This window comes from Streptomyces sp. NPDC033270 (assembly GCF_055576575.1).
Genome location: NZ_JBVIRA010000007.1, coordinates 200,749 through 217,969, shown reverse-complemented (window position 1 = coordinate 217,969; position 17,221 = coordinate 200,749). Strand labels below are relative to the sequence as shown.

The 17,221-nt window shown below is 75.2% G+C and carries 15 protein-coding genes; 11 read left to right on the top strand and 4 right to left on the bottom strand.

From position 1 onward, the window contains the following. Positions 1–196 precede the first annotated feature (196 nt). Positions 197–1,102: a DUF3027 domain-containing protein gene (locus ACZ5XZ_RS13705; RefSeq protein ID WP_468977391.1), complete on the bottom strand. Its 906-nt coding sequence runs from the start codon at positions 1,100–1,102 to the stop codon at positions 197–199. 469 nt (positions 1,103–1,571) lie between these two features. Between ACZ5XZ_RS13705 and ACZ5XZ_RS13700 the strand changes: the two genes are divergently transcribed. From ACZ5XZ_RS13700 to ACZ5XZ_RS13685, 4 genes are all read left to right on the top strand, one after another. Further along, positions 1,572–2,939 (top strand): MFS transporter, encoded by a 1,368-nt coding sequence (locus tag ACZ5XZ_RS13700; protein ID WP_468977389.1) that lies wholly within the window; start codon positions 1,572–1,574, stop codon positions 2,937–2,939. A 103-nt stretch (positions 2,940–3,042) separates the two neighbouring features. Further along, positions 3,043–3,546: a hypothetical protein gene (locus ACZ5XZ_RS13695; protein WP_468977387.1), complete on the top strand. Its 504-nt coding sequence runs from the start codon at positions 3,043–3,045 to the stop codon at positions 3,544–3,546. 40 nt (positions 3,547–3,586) lie between these two features. After that, positions 3,587–4,342: a futalosine hydrolase gene (locus ACZ5XZ_RS13690; protein ID WP_468977385.1), complete on the top strand. Its 756-nt coding sequence runs from the start codon at positions 3,587–3,589 to the stop codon at positions 4,340–4,342. Between the two features lie 12 nt (positions 4,343–4,354). Continuing rightward, positions 4,355–5,206: a 1,4-dihydroxy-6-naphthoate synthase gene (locus ACZ5XZ_RS13685; protein ID WP_468977489.1), complete on the top strand. Its 852-nt coding sequence runs from the start codon at positions 4,355–4,357 to the stop codon at positions 5,204–5,206. Positions 5,207–5,231: 25 nt separating this feature from the next. On the opposite strand, the gene ACZ5XZ_RS13680 is transcribed toward ACZ5XZ_RS13685, so the two are convergent. Beyond that, positions 5,232–5,615 carry a cold-shock protein gene (locus tag ACZ5XZ_RS13680; protein ID WP_069572471.1) on the bottom strand — a complete coding sequence of 128 codons (384 nt, stop codon included), beginning with the start codon at positions 5,613–5,615 and terminating at the stop codon, positions 5,232–5,234. A gap of 192 nt (positions 5,616–5,807) precedes the next feature. Here ACZ5XZ_RS13680 and ACZ5XZ_RS13675 point away from each other — a divergent pair, with 192 nt between their 5' ends. Next, positions 5,808–6,077, top strand: coding sequence for a hypothetical protein (locus ACZ5XZ_RS13675; protein WP_384425059.1), 270 nt, complete (start codon positions 5,808–5,810; stop codon positions 6,075–6,077). Here the strand turns inward: ACZ5XZ_RS13675 and ACZ5XZ_RS13670 are convergent. After that, positions 6,023–6,679 (bottom strand): HAD family hydrolase, encoded by a 657-nt coding sequence (locus ACZ5XZ_RS13670; protein WP_468977381.1) that lies wholly within the window; start codon positions 6,677–6,679, stop codon positions 6,023–6,025. The two genes, ACZ5XZ_RS13675 and ACZ5XZ_RS13670, sit on opposite strands and share 55 nt — an antisense overlap. 103 nt (positions 6,680–6,782) lie before the next feature. Here ACZ5XZ_RS13670 and ACZ5XZ_RS13665 point away from each other — a divergent pair, with 103 nt between their 5' ends. From ACZ5XZ_RS13665 to ACZ5XZ_RS13645, 5 genes are all read left to right on the top strand, one after another. Continuing rightward, entirely contained in the window at positions 6,783–7,790 is a 1,008-nt protein-coding gene (locus ACZ5XZ_RS13665) for a FecCD family ABC transporter permease (protein WP_468977379.1), read from the top strand. Further along, positions 7,787–8,935, top strand: a complete 1,149-nt coding sequence (locus ACZ5XZ_RS13660; RefSeq protein WP_468977378.1) for a FecCD family ABC transporter permease — start codon at positions 7,787–7,789, stop codon at positions 8,933–8,935. Before ACZ5XZ_RS13665 ends, ACZ5XZ_RS13660 begins: the two co-directional genes overlap by 4 nt. Before the next feature lie 86 nt (positions 8,936–9,021). After that, positions 9,022–9,822: an ABC transporter ATP-binding protein gene (locus ACZ5XZ_RS13655; RefSeq protein ID WP_468977488.1), complete on the top strand. Its 801-nt coding sequence runs from the start codon at positions 9,022–9,024 to the stop codon at positions 9,820–9,822. 99 nt (positions 9,823–9,921) lie between these two features. Next, a complete protein-coding gene (locus ACZ5XZ_RS13650; protein WP_468977376.1) occupies positions 9,922–10,980 on the top strand; it encodes an ABC transporter substrate-binding protein in 1,059 nt (352 codons plus the stop codon). A gap of 308 nt (positions 10,981–11,288) precedes the next feature. Further along, positions 11,289–12,983: a trypsin-like serine peptidase gene (locus ACZ5XZ_RS13645; protein ID WP_468977374.1), complete on the top strand. Its 1,695-nt coding sequence runs from the start codon at positions 11,289–11,291 to the stop codon at positions 12,981–12,983. 120 nt (positions 12,984–13,103) lie between these two features. On the opposite strand, the gene ACZ5XZ_RS13640 is transcribed toward ACZ5XZ_RS13645, so the two are convergent. Continuing rightward, a complete protein-coding gene (locus ACZ5XZ_RS13640; protein WP_468977373.1) occupies positions 13,104–14,414 on the bottom strand; it encodes a hypothetical protein in 1,311 nt (436 codons plus the stop codon). Between the two features lie 211 nt (positions 14,415–14,625). Here ACZ5XZ_RS13640 and ACZ5XZ_RS13635 point away from each other — a divergent pair, with 211 nt between their 5' ends. Further along, entirely contained in the window at positions 14,626–17,151 is a 2,526-nt protein-coding gene (locus tag ACZ5XZ_RS13635) for a helicase-associated domain-containing protein (RefSeq protein ID WP_468977371.1), read from the top strand. The last annotated feature ends 70 nt before the right edge of the window (positions 17,152–17,221 follow it).

Below are 17,221 nucleotides of genomic sequence, written 5' to 3'. Positions count from 1 at the left end.
CCACGTTGCCGCCCGGCCCGTCGTGGGGGCTTCTGCTTCCCGCCTTCGGAAGAAGTCACGGACCAGCAGAAGCCCGGCTGCGCCACGACGCGGCCGAGCTTCTGGCTCCTATCCTTCACCCCCACAGGGCGGGGGCGCCTCACCGGGCGGGAGGACCGTCCCCGGCACCCACCGGGCGCCCCCGCCCGCACAAACCTCAGCTGTGGCCCAGCTCCTCCGCGGGCCCGGCCTCCTCGACCGAGCCCCCGTCCCGCTCCGGCCGCAGGGACAGCGGCTCCACCACCGTCTCGTCGACCACCGGCGGGGCCGGCCGCGGCGTCTTGGGCATCACGGCGGCCTCGGAGTGCGCGCCGCAGCCGTACGACAGGGAGACCACCCGGCCGTCCGCCGGGGCGAACTCGTTGGCGCACACACCGAAGGCCTGGCGCAGGGAGCCGGTGAGCGGGGTGAGGAAGCCACAGGTCAGGCAAGTGGCGGGGGCCGCCTGGGCCATCGGGGTCTTCGCGCCGTACGCCTCTTCCCAGCGGTCGGCGGCGGCGTGCAGGCCGTAGCGGGACAGCACCCGGGCGCGGCGCATGCCGAGCTCCTCGGCGAGGGCCGCGATGCCGCCGCGCGCGGGCGCGGGCTGGATCGCCGGCGAGCCCGCGACGACGTCCGCCTCCTCGGTGTCGGCGACCTCGGCGGCCATGCCCTCGGCGACGGCGGAGTTCGGCGGCGGGCCGTCCTCGCCGGAGAAGCCCGGCTCCAGCCGCAGGTCCTCGGCCTCCGTGGGCAGCAGATCCCCGGGGCCCATGTCGCCGGGGCGCAGCCGCTCGCTCCAGGGCACCCACTCCGGCGCGAGCAGCGCGTCGGGGCCGGGCAGCAGCACCGCCTCGTCGAGCGTGACGACCTTGGCACGGGAGGCCCGGGCGACCGTCACCGCCCAGCGCCAGCCGCGGTAGCCGGGCTCATTGGAGGCGAAGAGGTGGGTGACGACGCGGTCCGCGTCGGCGACGGCCTCGATGTACTCGCCGACCATGCCGGGAAGGGCGACTTCCTCCGCCGCCGCCCGGGCAAGGTCGACCGCCTCGGCGCACAGGCGGTCAGGGGTACGGCTTCGCATCGCAGCACTCACAAGAATCGATTCTCTCTTCCACGCCGTCTCACGAGTGCGCCAGCCGGAGCTGTCCTTGTCCTGTCCGGACGACCGGCGGGCCGGGGGCGGGCGGAGCGGACCTGGGGACCGCGTCGACGTCCGCGCCCGATCGGTTCGGTCGAGCGCACCTCATAGACCCATTCTGCGGGATCGCGGAACGCAATGAGACACGCGGCCAAAACCGACCGCCGGTGGCGCGCTACACACGCTACCCCTTCAGCGGTGTACGACTCCTCGGCGGGAGCGCAAATGTCCGCGGCGCCGACCGCGCGCCGGGGCGCCTCGCGCGGCAGTGTGGAGAAAGTGCCCTCTCCTGGGCGAGTTGGGGCACTATGGCCGAGTGGCTGCTGCCGCAAGGGCGTCGAGGGTGTCGAAGGTGGCGAAGGCATCGCGGAAGTCGTCGAGAGTGTCCTCGCGCGAGCCGTCCGGAGGCGGCTTGGGGGACGGCCCTGCCCGGCGGGCGGGCCGGGCGGTCGGCCGTGCGCTGCGCCGGCCGTTCACCGGCGCGGCGCGCCGGGTGCGGCGGGCGACGCACGCGCACGGCGCGGGCGAGTCGGGACTGGGCAAGCTGATCGAGCTGCACGCGGTGAACTCGGCCGGCGACATGCTGATCACGGTCGCGCTGGCCTCGACGGTGTTCTTCTCGGTGCCGACGCAGGAGGCACGGGGCCGGGTGGCCCTGTATCTGGCGGTCACGATGGCGCCGTTCGCGCTGCTCGCGCCGGTGATCGGACCGCTGCTGGACCGGGTGCCGCACGGCCGCCGGGCGGCGATGGCGGGCGCGATGCTGGCCCGGGCGCTGCTGGCGGTGTCGATGTCGGGCGCGGTGGCGACCGGCGGGCTGGAGCTGTATCCGGCGGCCCTGGGAGTGCTGGTGGCGTCGAAGGCGTACGGCGTGGTGCGCAGTGCGGTGGTGCCGCGACTGCTGCCCCCGCGGATCTCGCTGGTGCGGGCCAACTCCCGGGTGACACTCGCGGGGCTGCTGGCCACGGGGGTGGCGGCGCCGGCCGGAGCCGGGCTGCATCTGATCGGGCCGGGCTGGCCGCTGTACGGGGCGTTCGCGGTGTTCGCGGCCGGCACGGCCCTGTCGTTCTCGCTGCCGCACAAGGTCGACTCGGACAAGGGCGAGGCGCGGGCGCGCCTGGCGTCCCGTGAGGCGGCAGCGGAGGCGTCGGCGGGCGGCCGGCCGGCGAAGCCGGGGCTGCGCACCGTCGGGCCGTCGGTGCTGCACGGGCTCCAGGCCAACCTCTGTCTGCGGGCGCTCTCCGGCTTTCTGACGTTCTTCCTGGCCTTCCTGCTGCGCGAGCATCCGCTGGGCGGACTGGGGCCGGCCGCCTCGCTGGGGCTGGTGGCGGTGGCGGCCGGGGCGGGCAACGCGCTGGGGACGGCCGTCGGGGCGTGGCTCAAGGCCCGCGGGCCGGAGCAGATCATCGCGGCGGTGCTGGGGCTGGCGCTGGGTACGACGGTGCTCGCGGCGGTGTTCTACACCGCGGCCGCGGTGGTCGTGGTCACCGCGGCCGCGGCCTGCGCGGGGCTGTGCCAGGCACTGGCGAAGCTGTCACTGGACGCGATGATCCAGCGCGATGTGCCGGAGGCGGTGCGCACCTCGGCGTTCGCCCGCTCCGAGACGGCGCTGCAGATGTCGTGGGTGGTGGGCGGCGCGATCGGGATCTCGCTGCCGCTGGTCGGGGTGGTGGGGATGTCGGTGGCCGCGGCGCTGGTGGCGCTGGGCGTGGCGCTGGCCGTACGGGGGCTGCTGAGCGCGGCGCGGCGCGGCGGCGGGCCGACACCCCGGGTGGCCTGAAACGACCGGTGGACCGGCCCTTAGGGGGCATGGCTTCGCACCGGCGGCGCGGCACGCCGCACCCGCGCGTGGCGTGAGCTGGGGCGCCCGATAGCCTGCCCGTATGACCGCTGCGTTGATCTCCTGGGGCAAGGGCCGCCGCGCCGCTGCCGCCATCGGTGCCGTGTCCCTGGGTCTTGTCACCCTCTCCGCCTGCGAGAAGCCGACCGCGCTCGCGACCGTGACCGTCGGTTCGTCGACGGTGACGGCCGAGGCCACCCCCGGCTGCGACGGCAAGGGCGAGGACCTGTCCCGGAAGGCCGTGGCCGCCTGCATCACCAAGAAGGGCGGCAAGACGATCACCGTGCATCCGGGTGAGCAGGTGCGCGTCGGCGTCGACCCGGAGGTCGCCAAGTCCGGGTGGATCGTCATCGGTGCGGGCCCCGTCATGCGCGAGCCCAGCAAGCAGACCTACCGCAGCTTCGACGCGGACACCCTCTTCATGCAGCAGAACCCGCAGACCGGCCAGACGTCGTACACCAAGGACGTCACCCTCCAGGTCGCGGAGATCGGCACCGGCCAGGGCCCCAAGACGATGTGGCACTTCACGCTGAAGCAGAAGGACTGAGCGCGCTGAGCGCGCGGCGGCCGCACAGGGTGCGGGCTTCGTGAGGCGGGTCCTGGTCGTCACGGCGGTGGCGGCCGAGCGCGATGCGGTCCTGGCCGGCAGCGGCGGGGCCGACGGCCCGGGCGAGGCGGAGTCCCGGTCGCTGCCCGGCGGTTACGAGGTGCGGCGCGTGGCCGGACCGGCGGTGGCGCTCGATGCGCTCGCCGCCGGTGTCGGCCCGGCCGCCGCGGCCGCCGGCACGGCCACCGCGCTGACCACCGCCGCGCTCGCCGGCACGCCGTACGACCTGGTGGTCTCGGCAGGGATCGGCGGCGGCTTCCCCTCCGCCGGCGTCTCCCTGGGGTCGGTGGTCGTCGCCGACGCGATCGTCGCCGCCGACCTGGGCGCCCAGACCCCCGACGGCTTCGTACCGGTCACCGAACTCGGCTTCGGCACGGTGGCGCACCGCCCCGACAAGGCGCTGGCCGACGCCGTGGCGCAGGCGTCCGGCGGGGCCGTCGGCACCGTCGTCACCGTCTCCACGGTCACCGGCAGCGCGGCACGCGCCGCGGAGCTGGCACGGCGTCACCCCGGCGTGCTGGCCGAGGCGATGGAGGGCTTCGGGGTCGCCGAGGCGGCCGCCGCGCACGGCGTGGCGGTGCTGGAGCTGCGCACCGTCTCCAACGCCGTCGGCCCCCGCGACCGCGCCGCCTGGCGCATCGGCGACGCGCTCGCCGCCCTGACCGGCGCCTTTCGAACGTTCCCCGAAGCCCTGGCCGCCGCCCGCGGGCCGGCCGGGGAACCGCACCGTCCCTAAGTGGAGGACACCGTGACCCGGCCGCTGCACATCGCGTACTCGCCGTGCCCGAACGACACCTTCGTCTTCGACGCCCTGGCGCACGGCCGCGTCCCGCACGCGCCGGACCTCGCGGTCACCTTCGCCGACATCGACCTCACCAACGGCATGGCCGAGCGCGGCGAGTTCGACGTGCTGAAGGTGTCGTACGCGGTGCTGCCGTGGGTGCTCAAGGAGTATGCGCTGCTGCCCTGCGGCGGGGCGCTGGGCCGCGGCTGCGGGCCGCTGGTGCTGACCAGGCAGCAGGGCACGGCCTCGGATCTGGCGGGCAGGACGATCGCGGTGCCCAGCGAGCGGTCCACCGCGTATCTGCTGTTCCGGCTGTGGGCGGCGGCCGAGGTGCCCGGCGGCGTCGGCGAGATCGTGGTGCTGCCGTTCCACGAGATCATGCCGGCGGTCCGGGACGGCAAGGTCGACGCGGGCCTGGTCATCCACGAGGCCCGCTTCACGTACCAGAACTACGGCCTGGTCTGCCTGGCGGACATGGGCGAGCACTGGGAGCACACCACCGGCCTGCCGATCCCGCTCGGCGCGATCATCGCCAAGCGGTCGCTGGGCGAGCGGACGCTGCGCGACCTCGCGGCCGCCGTCCGCACCTCCGTGCTGATGGCCTGGGACGACCCGGAGGCCTCCCGTCCCTACGTCCTGGAGCACGCCCAGGAGATGGACCCCAAGGTCGCCGACCAGCACATCGGGCTGTACGTCAACGAGTTCACCGCCGACCTCGGCGAGGACGGCTATGCCGCGGTGCGCGGGCTGCTCACCCGCGCCGCGGCCGAGGGGCTCGTACCGCCCCTCGGCCGCGATGCGCTGCGCTTCGTGTGAGGTGGGTCGTCCTGGCCGGGCCCGCTCAGACGTCCAGCTGGTCGGCGACCGCCCGCAGCATGCCGGCGATCTTCGAGCCGTGCGCCTTGTCGGGGTAGCGGCCGCGCTCCAGCTGCTGGGTGACGTTCTCCAGCAGCGTGGTGAGGTCCTGCACGATCGAGGCGAGTTCGTCGGGCTTGCGGCGCTGGGCCGCGGCTACCGAGGGGGCGGGGTCGAGGAGCGTCACGGTCAGCGCCTGGTCGCCGCGCTGGCCCGCGACGACGCCGAATTCGACGCGCTGGCCAGGCTTGAGCGCGGCCACGCCGTCGGGCAGCACCGACGAGTGCACGAAGACGTCACCGCCGTCATCGCGGGAGAGAAAGCCGAAGCCCTTCTCACTGTTGAACCACTTGACCTTGCCGGTAGGCACGTCTGTCCTCGTCCTCGTACTCGTTGGAAAAACTGGGCCGCATCCACCGCGAAGCAGCGGCGGAATCGGGTCTGGATAGCAATGCAGCGGGCCGCAGGACCCGCCACCACCAAGGCTAATGGTCCCCGGGCCGGTGACAAGACGCCGCCGGGTGGATCCTCAGCGCTTCTGGCCCGGACTTACCCTGGTCAGGTGTCTGACGAAACTCCCCAGGCCGGGGATCTGCTGGTCCGAATCGGCGCGATCATGTTCCTAGTTGGCGCAGCGGCCACTCTCGCCACGGTGACGCCGCTGTTCCTCGGGACCCACCCGCTGCCGTCCGCCTTCTACTGGGTGTGCATGCTGATGGGCCTCGGCTTCCTGATCGCCGCGACCGGAGTGGTCCGCTCCGCCGCCGCGCAGCGCCGTCAGGCCGAGGCGGCCTCCGAGGGATCCGCCCCTTCTGCCCCTTCCGCGACGTAGCGATCCAGCCACGCCGGGAACTCGGTGAGGTCGTCGAGCAGCACCTCGGCGCCGGCCGCCAGCAGCTCGCCGCCCTCGCACGGCCCGGTGGCCACGGCGACCGACAGCGCGCCCGCGGCGTGCGCGCCCCGGACGTCACCGGTGTGGTCGCCGACGTAGATCCGCGCACCGTGCTCCCGCAGCGCCTCGGCCTTGGCCTCCGCCCACAGCGAGCCGATGACGGCGTCCGGTTCGATCCCCAGGTGCGCCAGGTGCAGCTTGGCGTTCGGCTCGAACTTGGCGGTCACCACGATCGTCCGGCCGCCCGCCGCCGCGACCGCGGCGAGGGCCTCCCGGGCGCCGGGCATGGCCGGCGTCGGCGCGATCGCGAACTGCGGGTACAGCGACCGGTAGAGGTCGCTGATCTCCGCGACCCGCTCCTGGGGGAACCAGCGGCGGATCTCCTGCTCCAGCGGCGGCCCCAGCCGGGTCACCGCGGCCTCGGCGTCGACGAAGGTGCCGGTCCTGGCGGACAGCTCCTGGTACGCGGCCTTGATTCCGGGGCGGGAGTCGATCAGCGTCATATCGAGGTCGAAGCCGACCGTCAGGGGGTACGCAGCCATGCCGGCCATTGTGCAGGCGACCGCGAGCGGCCGGACGGCCAGGCCGTACTCTTAGCCCTGCCTTACCTAACTTCCGGCCGCCTCTCCGCAAAGTGACCTGCCTATGACGCCCCGGACACCCGGCCGCCGCCTCGGCCTCGTGGCGGCGGCGCTGCTCGTCCTGCTGCTGGCGGCGGTTTTCTCGCTGGCCGTCGGCAGCCGCCCGTTCGCCCCGTCCGAGGTGCTGGGCGCCCTCGTCCACGGCGGGGACGGCGACGCCGCGCAGGTGGTCCGGTACCTGCGGCTGCCGCGCACGCTCATCGGCGTGCTGGTCGGCGCCGCGCTGGCGATGGCCGGCACGGTCATGCAGGGCATCACCCGCAATCCGATCGCCGACCCCGGCATCCTCGGCATCAGCCAGGGCGCCGCGGCCGCCGTGGTGATCGCCATCGCCTTCGCCGGGGTCCACAGCCTGACCGGCTATGTCGCCTTCGCCTTCGCCGGCGCCGGGATCGCCGCCGTCGTGGTCTACGCCGTCGCCACCCGCGGCCGTGGCGGAGCCACCCCGGTCAAGCTCGCGCTGTCCGGGGCCGCCATCAACGCCCTGCTGGTGTCGGTGACGATGGCGATCCTGACGACCAGGGCCGCCGCCCTGGACGAGTTCCGGTTCTGGCAGGTCGGCTCGCTCACCGGCCGGGACGCCGAGGTGGCCGCACAGATCTGGCCGTTTTTGCTGGCGGGTGCGGTGCTCGTGCTGTCCGCCGCGCGCGGCCTGGACGCGCTGGCGCTCGGCGAGGACGTCGCGCGGGGCCTGGGGCAGAACGTCGCCGCCGTACGGATCGTGGGCGGGCTGGGCGCGACGGTGCTGACCGGCGCGGGCGTCGCCGCGGCCGGCCCGATCGCCTTCGTGGGCCTGGCCGTCCCGCACCTCGCCCGCGCGATGGTGGGCGCCGGCCACCGCTGGGTGCTGCCGATGGCCGCGCTGCTCGGCCCGGTCGTCGTACTGGTCTCCGACACCGTCGGCCGGATCCTGTTCCCGCCGTCGGAGGTTCCGGCGGGTGTGATGACCGCGCTGATCGGGGTGCCGTTCCTGGTTGCTCTGGTGAGGCGAAAGGCGGTTGTGGCGGCATGACGGGCCCTGAGAGGTCGACGGGGACGCCGCTCCCGGGCGGCACGGCCGATTTCGCGGGCACCGTCGCTCCCGGCCGCCGTGCCGCGCTGCGGCCGGCCGGGTACGCGCTGGTACGGGCCGGGCGCGGCTCGTTCCTGCTGCACCGCCGCGCGGCCGTGGCCGCGACCGTACTGACCGCCTTGCTGGCGCTGGCGTGCGTGGGCTACCTCTGCGTCGGCGAGAGCTTCGTGGCCCCGTCCGAGGTCGTCGACGTCCTCCTCGGCCGGCCGTCCGCCCAGGAGGTGGTCGTCGGCACCCTGCGGCTGCCGCGGATGACCGTCGGCCTGATGGTCGGCGCGGCCTTCGGGGTCGCCGGCGCGCTGATCCAGACGGTGGCCCGCAATCCGCTCGCCAGCCCCGACATCATCGGCATCAGCCAGGGCGCGAGCGCGCTGACGGTCGGTGCGATGACCTTCGGCGTCACCTCGTACGCCGCCCTGCCGTATCTGTCCGTCGCCGGCGGCGTCCTGGCCGCCGCACTGGTCTATCTCTTCGCCTGGCGCGGCGGACTGCACGCCACCCGCTTCGTCCTGATCGGCATCGGCTGCGCGGTCGCCCTCCGCTCCGTCACCCATCTGTTCCTGACCAAGGGCGACTACCTCGTCGCCCAGCAGGCCCAGGTGTGGATGACCGGGTCGCTCAACGGGCGCGGCTGGGCCGAGGCGGCGCCGCTGGGCTGGGCGCTGCTGGTGCTGCTGCCGGGCGTGCTGTGGGCGGCCCGCGCCCAGCGGACCGTCTCGCTGGACGACGCCACCGCGACGGCACTGGGCGTCCGGCTGGGCCGCACCCGGCTCGGCCTGGTCGCGGTCGGCGTGGTCCTGGCCTCGCTGGCGACCGGGGCGGCCGGCCCCGTGGACTTCGTGGCGCTGCTGGCCCCGCAGATCGCCCGCCGGCTGACGCGCGGCGCCCAGATACCGCTGCTGTGCTCGGCTCTCCTGGGCGCCTTCATCGTCGTCGTGGGCGATCTGCTCGCCCGCAAGCTCTTCGCGCCGACGGAGCTGCCGGTGGGTGTGCTGACCGCCGCCGTCGGCGCCCCGTATCTGATCTGGCTCATCGTCAGGGGCCGTCAGGCCCGTGGCCGGGCCGCGGCAGGAGGAACAGCGTGAACGGGACCGGGCAGACGGGCGAGCGGGGCGAGGGCGTCGCGACCGGCGAGCGGGGCGGGGGCGGCGACGGCGCCGGGCCGGGCGCCGTGAGCCGGCTGACGGCCCGTGCGCTCACCCTCGCCTACGAGGACCGCATCGTCGTCGACGGCCTGGACCTGGACGTGCCGCCCGGCGCGGTCACCGTCGTCGTCGGCCCCAACGCCTGCGGCAAGTCGACGCTGCTGCGCGCCCTCGGGCGGCTGCTGAGGCCCCGTCACGGTGCGGTCCTCCTGGACGGCACGGACCTCGCGCGCCTCCCCACCAAGAAGATCGCCCAGTGTCTGGGGCTGCTGCCGCAGACCCCCGTCGCCCCCGAGGCGATCACCGTCGCCGATCTGGTCGCCCGCGGCCGCCAGCCGCATCAGCGCTGGTGGCAGCAGTGGTCGGCGGACGACGAGCGCGCGGTCGGCGAGGCGATGGCGCGGACGGACGTGGCGCAGCTGGCCGACCGCGCGGTGGACGAACTCTCCGGCGGCCAGCGCCAGCGGGTCTGGATCGCCATGGCCCTGGCCCAGGAGACCGATCTGCTGCTCCTCGACGAGCCGACGACGTACCTGGACATCGCCCACCAGGTCGAGGTGCTCGACCTGGTGCGGCAGCTGAACCACGACCGCGGCCGCACCGTCGTCGCCGTGCTGCACGACCTCAACCAGGCCGCCCGCTACGCCGACCACCTGGTGGCGATGAAGGGCGGCCGGATCGTCGCCCAGGGCCACCCCGGCGAGGTCGTCACCGCCGAACTGGTCCGCGAGGTCTTCGGGCTGGAGTCGGTGGTCGTACCGGATCCGGTGACCGCCTCGCCGCTGGTCGTCCCCGGCCGCCCCTGGCAGCCGCCCCGCCGGGAGTAGCGGCCCGCCGGCAGCAGCCGGCGGCGCCCGTCCCCTCCCCGCCGCCGACCCTCGCCCCCCTCCCCGCTCTGTCCTCCCTCCGAGCCGAAAGGACATGTCATGTTCCGTCCCACCGCCGCGCGCCGCGCCGCCGTCTCCCCCACCGGCGTCCTCGCCGCCGCCGGCGCGCTCGTGGCCTCCCTCGCCCTGACGGGCTGCGGTTCCGGCCACGACGCGTCCTCCGACGGCTCCTCGGGTTCCTTCAAGGCCGCCGACTGCCCCGCGCAGCCGGCCACGGCCTGGGCCGAGCCGGCCACCGGCGGCGGCACCCACCCGGTGCGGACGGCCATGGGCGAGGTGCGGGTGCCGAACTCCCCGAAGCGGGTGGTCGTCCTGGACACCGCCGAGCTGGACTCCGCGATCACCCTGGGCGTCAAGCCGGTCGGCGCCACCCGCTCCGACGTGGCCTCGGGCTTCCTCGACTACCTCGCCAAGGACCAGGTCGCCGGCATCAGGGACGTCGGCAAGATCGGCGCCCCGAACCTGGAGGCGGTCGCCGCCCTCAAGCCCGATCTGATCCTGACCAGCAAGGTCCGCGACGGCCAGCGCTACGACCAGCTGACGAAGATCGCGCCGACCGTGATGACCGAGACCACCGGCTACCCCTGGAAGCAGAACTTCGCCACGCACGCCGACGCGCTGGGCAGGATCCCCCAGGCGCGGCGCGCGGTCGCCGCGTACGAGGCCCACGCCGACCGCGTCACCAAGGCCCTCGGCGGCCCGGCGGCGGCCCGCAGGCTCCGCACCAACATCGTCCGCTTCGTCGAGGGCGCCGACACCCGCATCTACGGCTGCCGGAGCTACATCGGCACCGTCCTCGCCGACATCGGCACCGGCCCGACCGACGTCGTCGACGGCGCCAAGGACGGCCTGATGGTCGAGGTCAGCCCCGAGCAGGTCAACAAGGCCGACGCCGGCGCCGTCTTCTACGCCTCCTACGGCACCCCGGAGAAGTCCAAGGAGGCCCAGATCACCACCGGCGGCCTGTGGAAGCACATGCGGGCCGTCACCGGCGGCCGGTCCTTCCGCGTCGACGACCAGCTCTGGATCCAGGGCATCGGCTACACGGCCGCCGGCAAGATCCTGGACGAGGTGCAGCAGCGGCTGGTCAGGAGGTAGACGGCAACCACGGCGGCGCTCCGCCCTACCCGGGTGCGGGCGCCGCCAGGGCACCCGGCAAGATCGAGCAGACCGGCCGAGCCGGAACTGCACTGCCCGGTGTCCCGGCTGATGAGCCGTCAACGGAAGACCTGATGAGACACATACGTTTGCCCAGACCCGCACTCTGGACGCGCGCCCTCGCCGTGGCCGTGTGCGCCGCGATCGCCGGCGGCGCCACGGCGACGGCGACCGCGGCCAGTTCCCCGGGGCCCTCACCCTCCCCTTCCGCCGGTTCCTCCGCCCGGCCGGAGGAGCGGTCCAAGGGCGTGAGCGACAGCGACATCCGGCCGGCCCGGGAGGCGGAGCGCTACTGGACCCCGGAGCGGATCCGTGCGGCCGTCCCGGTGGACGACGCCGCAAAGGCGCCGGCCGCCCCCGGGGAGCGGCCAAAGCGCTCGCTGCGGGTGCCGAGCGCCCCGGTGGAACAGGGCGTCGCCACCGTCGGCGTCTTCCTCATCCGCGCCGGCGACGGATCGGCGACCGCCGACCAGTTCTGCACCGCCAACTCCGTGACCTCCCCGACGAAGAGCCTGGTCATCACGGCCGCGCACTGCCTCAAGGGCGACAAGCCGTACCGCAGTGTCGCCTTCGTGCCCGGCTACCGCGCCGGCGCGACGAAGCCGGGCCAGCCCGGTGAGACGCCGTACGGGATCTTCCCGATGCTGCCGGGGAAGGTCTGGATCGACGGTCGCTATCTGCAGTCCAAGCCCGACGACGACGTGGACTTCGCGCTGCTGCGCGTCGGCCCGAACGCGCAGGGGCAGCTGCTGGAGGACGCCACCGGCCGCGGCAACGAACTCACCGCCGTCCCTGCCTCGCAGCTGGCGCGCGACAACGTGACCGTCGTCGGCTACCCCGGGGGCCAGAAGACGCCGCTGCAGTGCACCAACAACACCAGGGCCTTCCAGGGCCGGTTCCTGGAGATCGAGTGCGCCGGGTTCCGGTCGGGCGTCAGCGGGGGCCCGTTCCTGACGGACTTCGACGGCCGGCGCGGCAAGCTCATCGGCGCGATCGGCGGCTACCAGACCGGCGGGCGCTACGACCACATCTCCTACAGCTCGCAGTTCGACGAGGATGTCTTCCGGCTCTACCGCCAGGCGGTCGACGGGGCACAGCCGGACACCCCCAGCCCCCTGGGGGACGCCACGACCTGGCAGCACACCAAGGTGATGGCCGGCGGCCGCTTCCACAGCTCCTCGGTACGCAACGGCACCGGCGACCTGATCGTGGGCTGGTCCGACGGCGAGGTGACGCTGTACCCGGGCAACGGCGCGTACGGGTTCGGCAAGGGCATCCGGCTGGCAGCCGCCAACTCCACCTTCAAGCACGCCGCGTTCATGACGGCGGGCGACTTCACCGGCTCCGGCACCGCTGACCTCGTCGTCCGGTGGTCGGACGGGGAAGTGACGCTCTACAAGGACGTCGACGAGACCACCAAGCTCGGCAACGAGATCCGGCTGCGCCCCCGCGGCAGCTTCTGGACCCGGGTGCACGGCCTCGCCGCGGGCCGCTTCGGCGGCGGCAACCAGCGCGCCGACGATCTCCTCGTGCGCTGGTCCGACGGCCATGTGAGCGTCTACACCAACGTCGACGACAAGGGACTGCACGCCGAGAAGCGGCTCGTCGGCCCCAACAAGACCTGGACCTACGCCCGGGACATCGCCGCCGGCGACTTCGCCACCTCGTCGGCCGGCCAGGATCTCTTCGTCCGCTGGGCCGACGGGGAGGTGTCGGTCTTCGAGGACGCCGCCGGAACGCAGCTCACCAAGGAGCGGCGGCTGCGGGCGCCGAAGTCCCCGTGGCGCAACGTCACCATGGCGGCCGTCGGGGCCTTCGGCGGCGACGGCCGGGCCGACGACGTCGTGGCCCGCTGGCCGGACGGAAAGCTCACCCTCAACCCCGACTCCAGCACCCGGTCCCTGGGCCGGGAGCGCACGCTGATCCCGAAGCCGGGCAGCTGAGCGGGGCGGCGGGGGGGCGCCCACCCGGTGCCCGCCCGCCGCGTCCGCCCCGCCCGTACGCCGGTCCCGGGCGGCCCCGCCCGTACGCTCCGGCGCACCGCGTCGCCGGCACGGCGGTCCTCAGCGCGCCGCCCGTCGCATCCGCCACACCAGGAACAGTGCCGAGGCGACGGCCGCCGTCCGGGCCATGGCCGGCAGGCCGGCGAGGAGTTCCGGTCCCAGGTGGCCCCGGGCGATCGGGTCGCCCCAGCGGCCGTCGAAGCGGCCCCACAGCCACACCACCAGGCCTGCGGCGACCAGGCCCGGCAGGCCGAGCGCCGCGAACTTGGTCTCGGCGGGCGTCAGCCGCCGGGACAGGTAGGCCAGCGCCCAGCCGCCCGCCAGCGCCGGCCACGATCCCAGGACCGCGCCGGCCACCAGCAGGAGTACGGCCAGCGTCGGCACCGGGCTGAGCCAGGCCCGCAACGGGACCGGCTCGCCGGCCGCCGCCTGCTCGCCCCCGGTCTCGTCGGCCGCGGTCTTTGCACCGGCCGCCGCGCCGCGCCGCCGGGCGAGCACGCGGCGCAGCAGCCCGGGCAGCGCCCGCCTCCCGTCCGGCGCGGTCTCCTCGTCGGCGCTGCGCGGCCGGTCACCGCCGGCCCCGGCTTTGCCGCCCTTCTTCAGCGACAGCGGACCGCCGTCACCGCCACCCCGACCGTCCCCCTCGCCGTCACCTTCGTTGTCGCCGTCGGCGCCGCTCTTCGGCCGGTCCCAGATCTCGGGGATCTCGATCCCACCGACGAAACCGGGCACGGTCTCGCCCGGGCCGAACGGCGCCGGCTCCACGCGCCACCAGTCGGGCGCGTCCTCCGCGTCGCCCAGCTCGTCCGCACCGGCGAGGTGCGGGGGCAGACCCACGGTCGGCGCGGAGGACAGGGCGGACGAGCGGGACGTGCCGGTCGCGGAGCGGTCCGCCGCGCCGTCGCGCGGGGACGGCAGCGGGCCACCGGCCGTGTCATGGCCGGCCGTGGGCGCCTTGCCCGTCAGCCCGCCGCGCGCGGCCAGATCGCTGAGCCTGTCGCGCGCGCCGGACCACAGCCGCGACGCACCGGCGGGCCGCGGCGGCTCCGCGGGCCGCGTACCGATCGGCACGGCGGGCCCGTCCGGGGCGGGGCCGCCTGCCGGGGCCTGCCGCGGGCCCGTGCCACCCCCGAAAGCCCCCGGCGGCCGGTCGTCCGCGCCCTGCGCCGCCGCGACCACCGCCTCCGGCGTCCCCAGGCGCGCCAGCAGGCGCCGGACACCGGACGCCGAACCGCTGTGCTGGCTGTCTATCTCGGCCCTGAGCCCGCTCACCAGGCGCATCCGTGTGGCGCTGGGCAGGCCCCGCTGCTGGGCCAGGTCGCCCACCCGGCTCAGGTAGTCAAAGACGAGCTGATCGCTCTCGATCCCCACGAAATCCCCTGCGGCGTCCGCTGGTTGCTGCCTCGACGGTACCCCGTCGGCCGGCTGCCGGACCGGAGGGCGGGTGCGCCGCGCACGCGCGCCGTACGGAAGGCCGAGTGCGCCGCGCAGGGGTGCCGCACCGCAGGCCGGGTGCGCCGCGCACCGGCGCCGTACCGCCGCTGACTGCCCCCGCATCCCCGGCCCCGCTAACGTAGGACGAATGACCGACACGCCGCGCACCCTGGCCGAGGAGCTCCGGACCCGCACCGACAGCGGGCTCATCGGGCTGCTGCGGGCGCGGCCCGACCTGCTCAATCCGGTGCCGGGCGATGTCACCCAGCTGGCGACCCGGGCCGGGACGCGGGCGTCGGTGGTCCGCGCGGTGGAGCGGCTCGACCGGTTCGCGCTGCAGACCGCCGAGGCGCTGGCGGTGGCGCCCGACCCGTGTCCGTACGGCACGCTGGGCGCGCTGATGGGCGGGGACGCCGGGGACGAGGCGGTCGCGGCCGAGCTGCCCCGGGCGGTGGCCGAGCTGCGCGCACAGGCGCTGGTGTGGGGGCCGGACGACCGGCTGCGGCTGGTGCGTACGGCGCGTGAACTGCTCACGCCGAGCCCCGCGCACCCCTCGCCGACCGGCCTGGGCCCGACCGTCGCCGAGGCCACCGCCGGGATGTCGCCGGGCCGGCTCCAGGAGATCATCGCCGCGGCCGGCCTGCCCGCCACCCACGATCCGGTCTCCGCGGTGGCCGCGCTCACCTCGCTCTTTTCCGACCGCGCCGGTATGGCGGCGCTGCTGGACACCGCGCCCGCCGAGTCCGTCGCCGTCCTCGACAAGCTGCTGTGGGGCCCTCCCTACGGCGGTGTCACCGACCGGCCGGCCCCCCATCTGCAGTGGCTGCTCGACCGGGGCCTGCTGATCCCGGCGGGCGGCCGCAACGTCGTGCTGCCCAGGGAGGCGGCACTGCATCTGCGCGGCGGACGCGCGCACCGCGCCCCGGAGCCGGTGCCGCCGGCGCTGACGCCGACGACGGAGCGCGATCCACAGCTTGTGGACAGCGCCGCCGCCAGCCAGGCGTTCACGGCGCTGGCGACCGTCGAGGAGCTGCTCAAGGAGTGGGACCTGGGCGGACCGCCCGTCCTGCGCGCCGGGGGCCTGAGCGTGCGCGACCTCAAGCGGACCGCCGTCGCCCTGGACACCACCGAGCAGCTCGCCGCCTTCTGGCTCGAACTCGCCTACGCGGCCGGGCTGATCGCCTCCGACGGCGAGGCCGACGAGCGGTACGCGGCGACCCCGGCGGCCGAGGAGTGGCTGGAGCTGCCCGATCACGAGCGCTGGGCGGTGCTGGCGGCCGGCTGGCTGCCGGCGACCCGCGCCCCGGGCGTGGTCGGCACCGCCGACGCCAAGGGCCGGGCGCTCGCCGCCCTCGGCCCGAACCTGGACCGCTCCGCGGCGCCCGAGGTCCGCCGCCGCGCGCTCGGGCTCCTGGCCGGCCTGCCGGCGGGCACCTCCGCACCGGCGACGGCGGTGCTGTCCCGGCTGCGGTGGGAGCGTCCCCTGCGGGGCGCGGGAGCCGCCGCGGGCCAGGACGCGGCGGCCGCGTCCGGCGACGGGTCCCCCGCCGCGCCCTCCCCCGGAGACGACCTCCGCACGCGTCTGGCCCAATGGGCCCTGTCCGAGGCCGAGTTGCTCGGCGTGACGGGACGGGGCGCGCTCGCCACCCACGGGCGGGCGCTGATCGGCGCCGCGGGCGGCGGCCCCCAGGAAGCCGCCGTCCCGCCCTCCCCGGCCGAGACCGGCGCCGCCGCGTCCCGCGCCGCGGCCCTGCTCGCCCCCCTCCTGCCCGAGCCGCTCGACCACGTCCTGCTGCAGGCGGACCTGACCGCCGTCGCCCCCGGCCCGCTGCGCCGCCCGCTCGCCGAGGCGCTCGGCGTACTGGCCGACATCGAGTCCAAGGGCGGTGCGACGGTCTACCGCTTCACTCCCGGCTCGGTACGCCGCGCCCTGGACGCCGGCCGCTCCGCCGCCGAACTCCAGGAGTTCCTGCACGCCCACTCCCGGACACCGGTCCCCCAGCCGCTCGCCTACCTCATCGACGATGTGGCCCGCAGGCACGGCCAGTTGCGGATCGGCGCGGCCGCCGCGTACGTGCGCTGCGACGACGACGCGCTGCTGTCGGAGATCCTCGCCGACCGCCGCGCCGCCCCGCTGCGGCTGCGCCGCCTCGCCCCGACCGTGCTCGCCGCCCAGACCGCCCCCGACCAACTCCTGGACGGACTGCGGGCGATGGGCTACGCGCCGGCCGCCGAGTCCGCGGCCGGCGACGTCCTGATCGCCCGCGCCGACTCCTACCGCACCGCACCGCGCAGCGCCCCCGCACCGGTCCCCGACGGCCCGCCGTCCCCCGACCACACCCTCCTCGAGGCGGCGGTACGCGCCATCCGCGCCGGCGATCTGGCCGCCACCGCGGAACGCAAGCCGGTACGCGCACCGGCCCCGACCCCCGGCGCCCTCCCCCGCACCACGTCCGCCGAGACCCTGGCCACCATGCAGGCCGCGGTGCTGACCAACTCGGCCCTGTGGATCGGCTACGTCAACGCCGACGGCGCCGCCAGCCAGCGGGTGATCGCCCCCGTACGGGTGGAGGGCGGCTTCGTGACGGCCTACGACCACACCTCCGACGAGGTCCGCACGTATCCGCTGCACCGGATCACGGGCGTGGCGGAGCTGGCGGACGACGCGGTCTGACAGCCGGCCGGCGGGCACCGGCCGGAGGCCACCGAACCGTACACACCCGAACACACCCGAACGGATGAAT

Excerpts from the sequence above, each read along its gene's own strand:
- ACZ5XZ_RS13695 (WP_468977387.1), top strand. The coding sequence starts at position 3,043 with ATGACCGCTGCGTTGATCTCCTGGGGCAAGGGCCGCCGCGCCGCTGCC.
- ACZ5XZ_RS13650 (WP_468977376.1), top strand. The coding sequence starts at position 9,922 with ATGTTCCGTCCCACCGCCGCGCGCCGCGCCGCCGTCTCCCCCACCGGC.
- ACZ5XZ_RS13705 (WP_468977391.1), bottom strand. The coding sequence starts at position 1,102 with ATGCGAAGCCGTACCCCTGACCGCCTGTGCGCCGAGGCGGTCGACCTT.
- ACZ5XZ_RS13665 (WP_468977379.1), top strand. The coding sequence starts at position 6,783 with ATGACGCCCCGGACACCCGGCCGCCGCCTCGGCCTCGTGGCGGCGGCG.
- ACZ5XZ_RS13660 (WP_468977378.1), top strand. The coding sequence starts at position 7,787 with ATGACGGGCCCTGAGAGGTCGACGGGGACGCCGCTCCCGGGCGGCACG.
- ACZ5XZ_RS13670 (WP_468977381.1), bottom strand. The coding sequence starts at position 6,679 with ATGGCTGCGTACCCCCTGACGGTCGGCTTCGACCTCGATATGACGCTG.
- ACZ5XZ_RS13635 (WP_468977371.1), top strand. The coding sequence starts at position 14,626 with ATGACCGACACGCCGCGCACCCTGGCCGAGGAGCTCCGGACCCGCACC.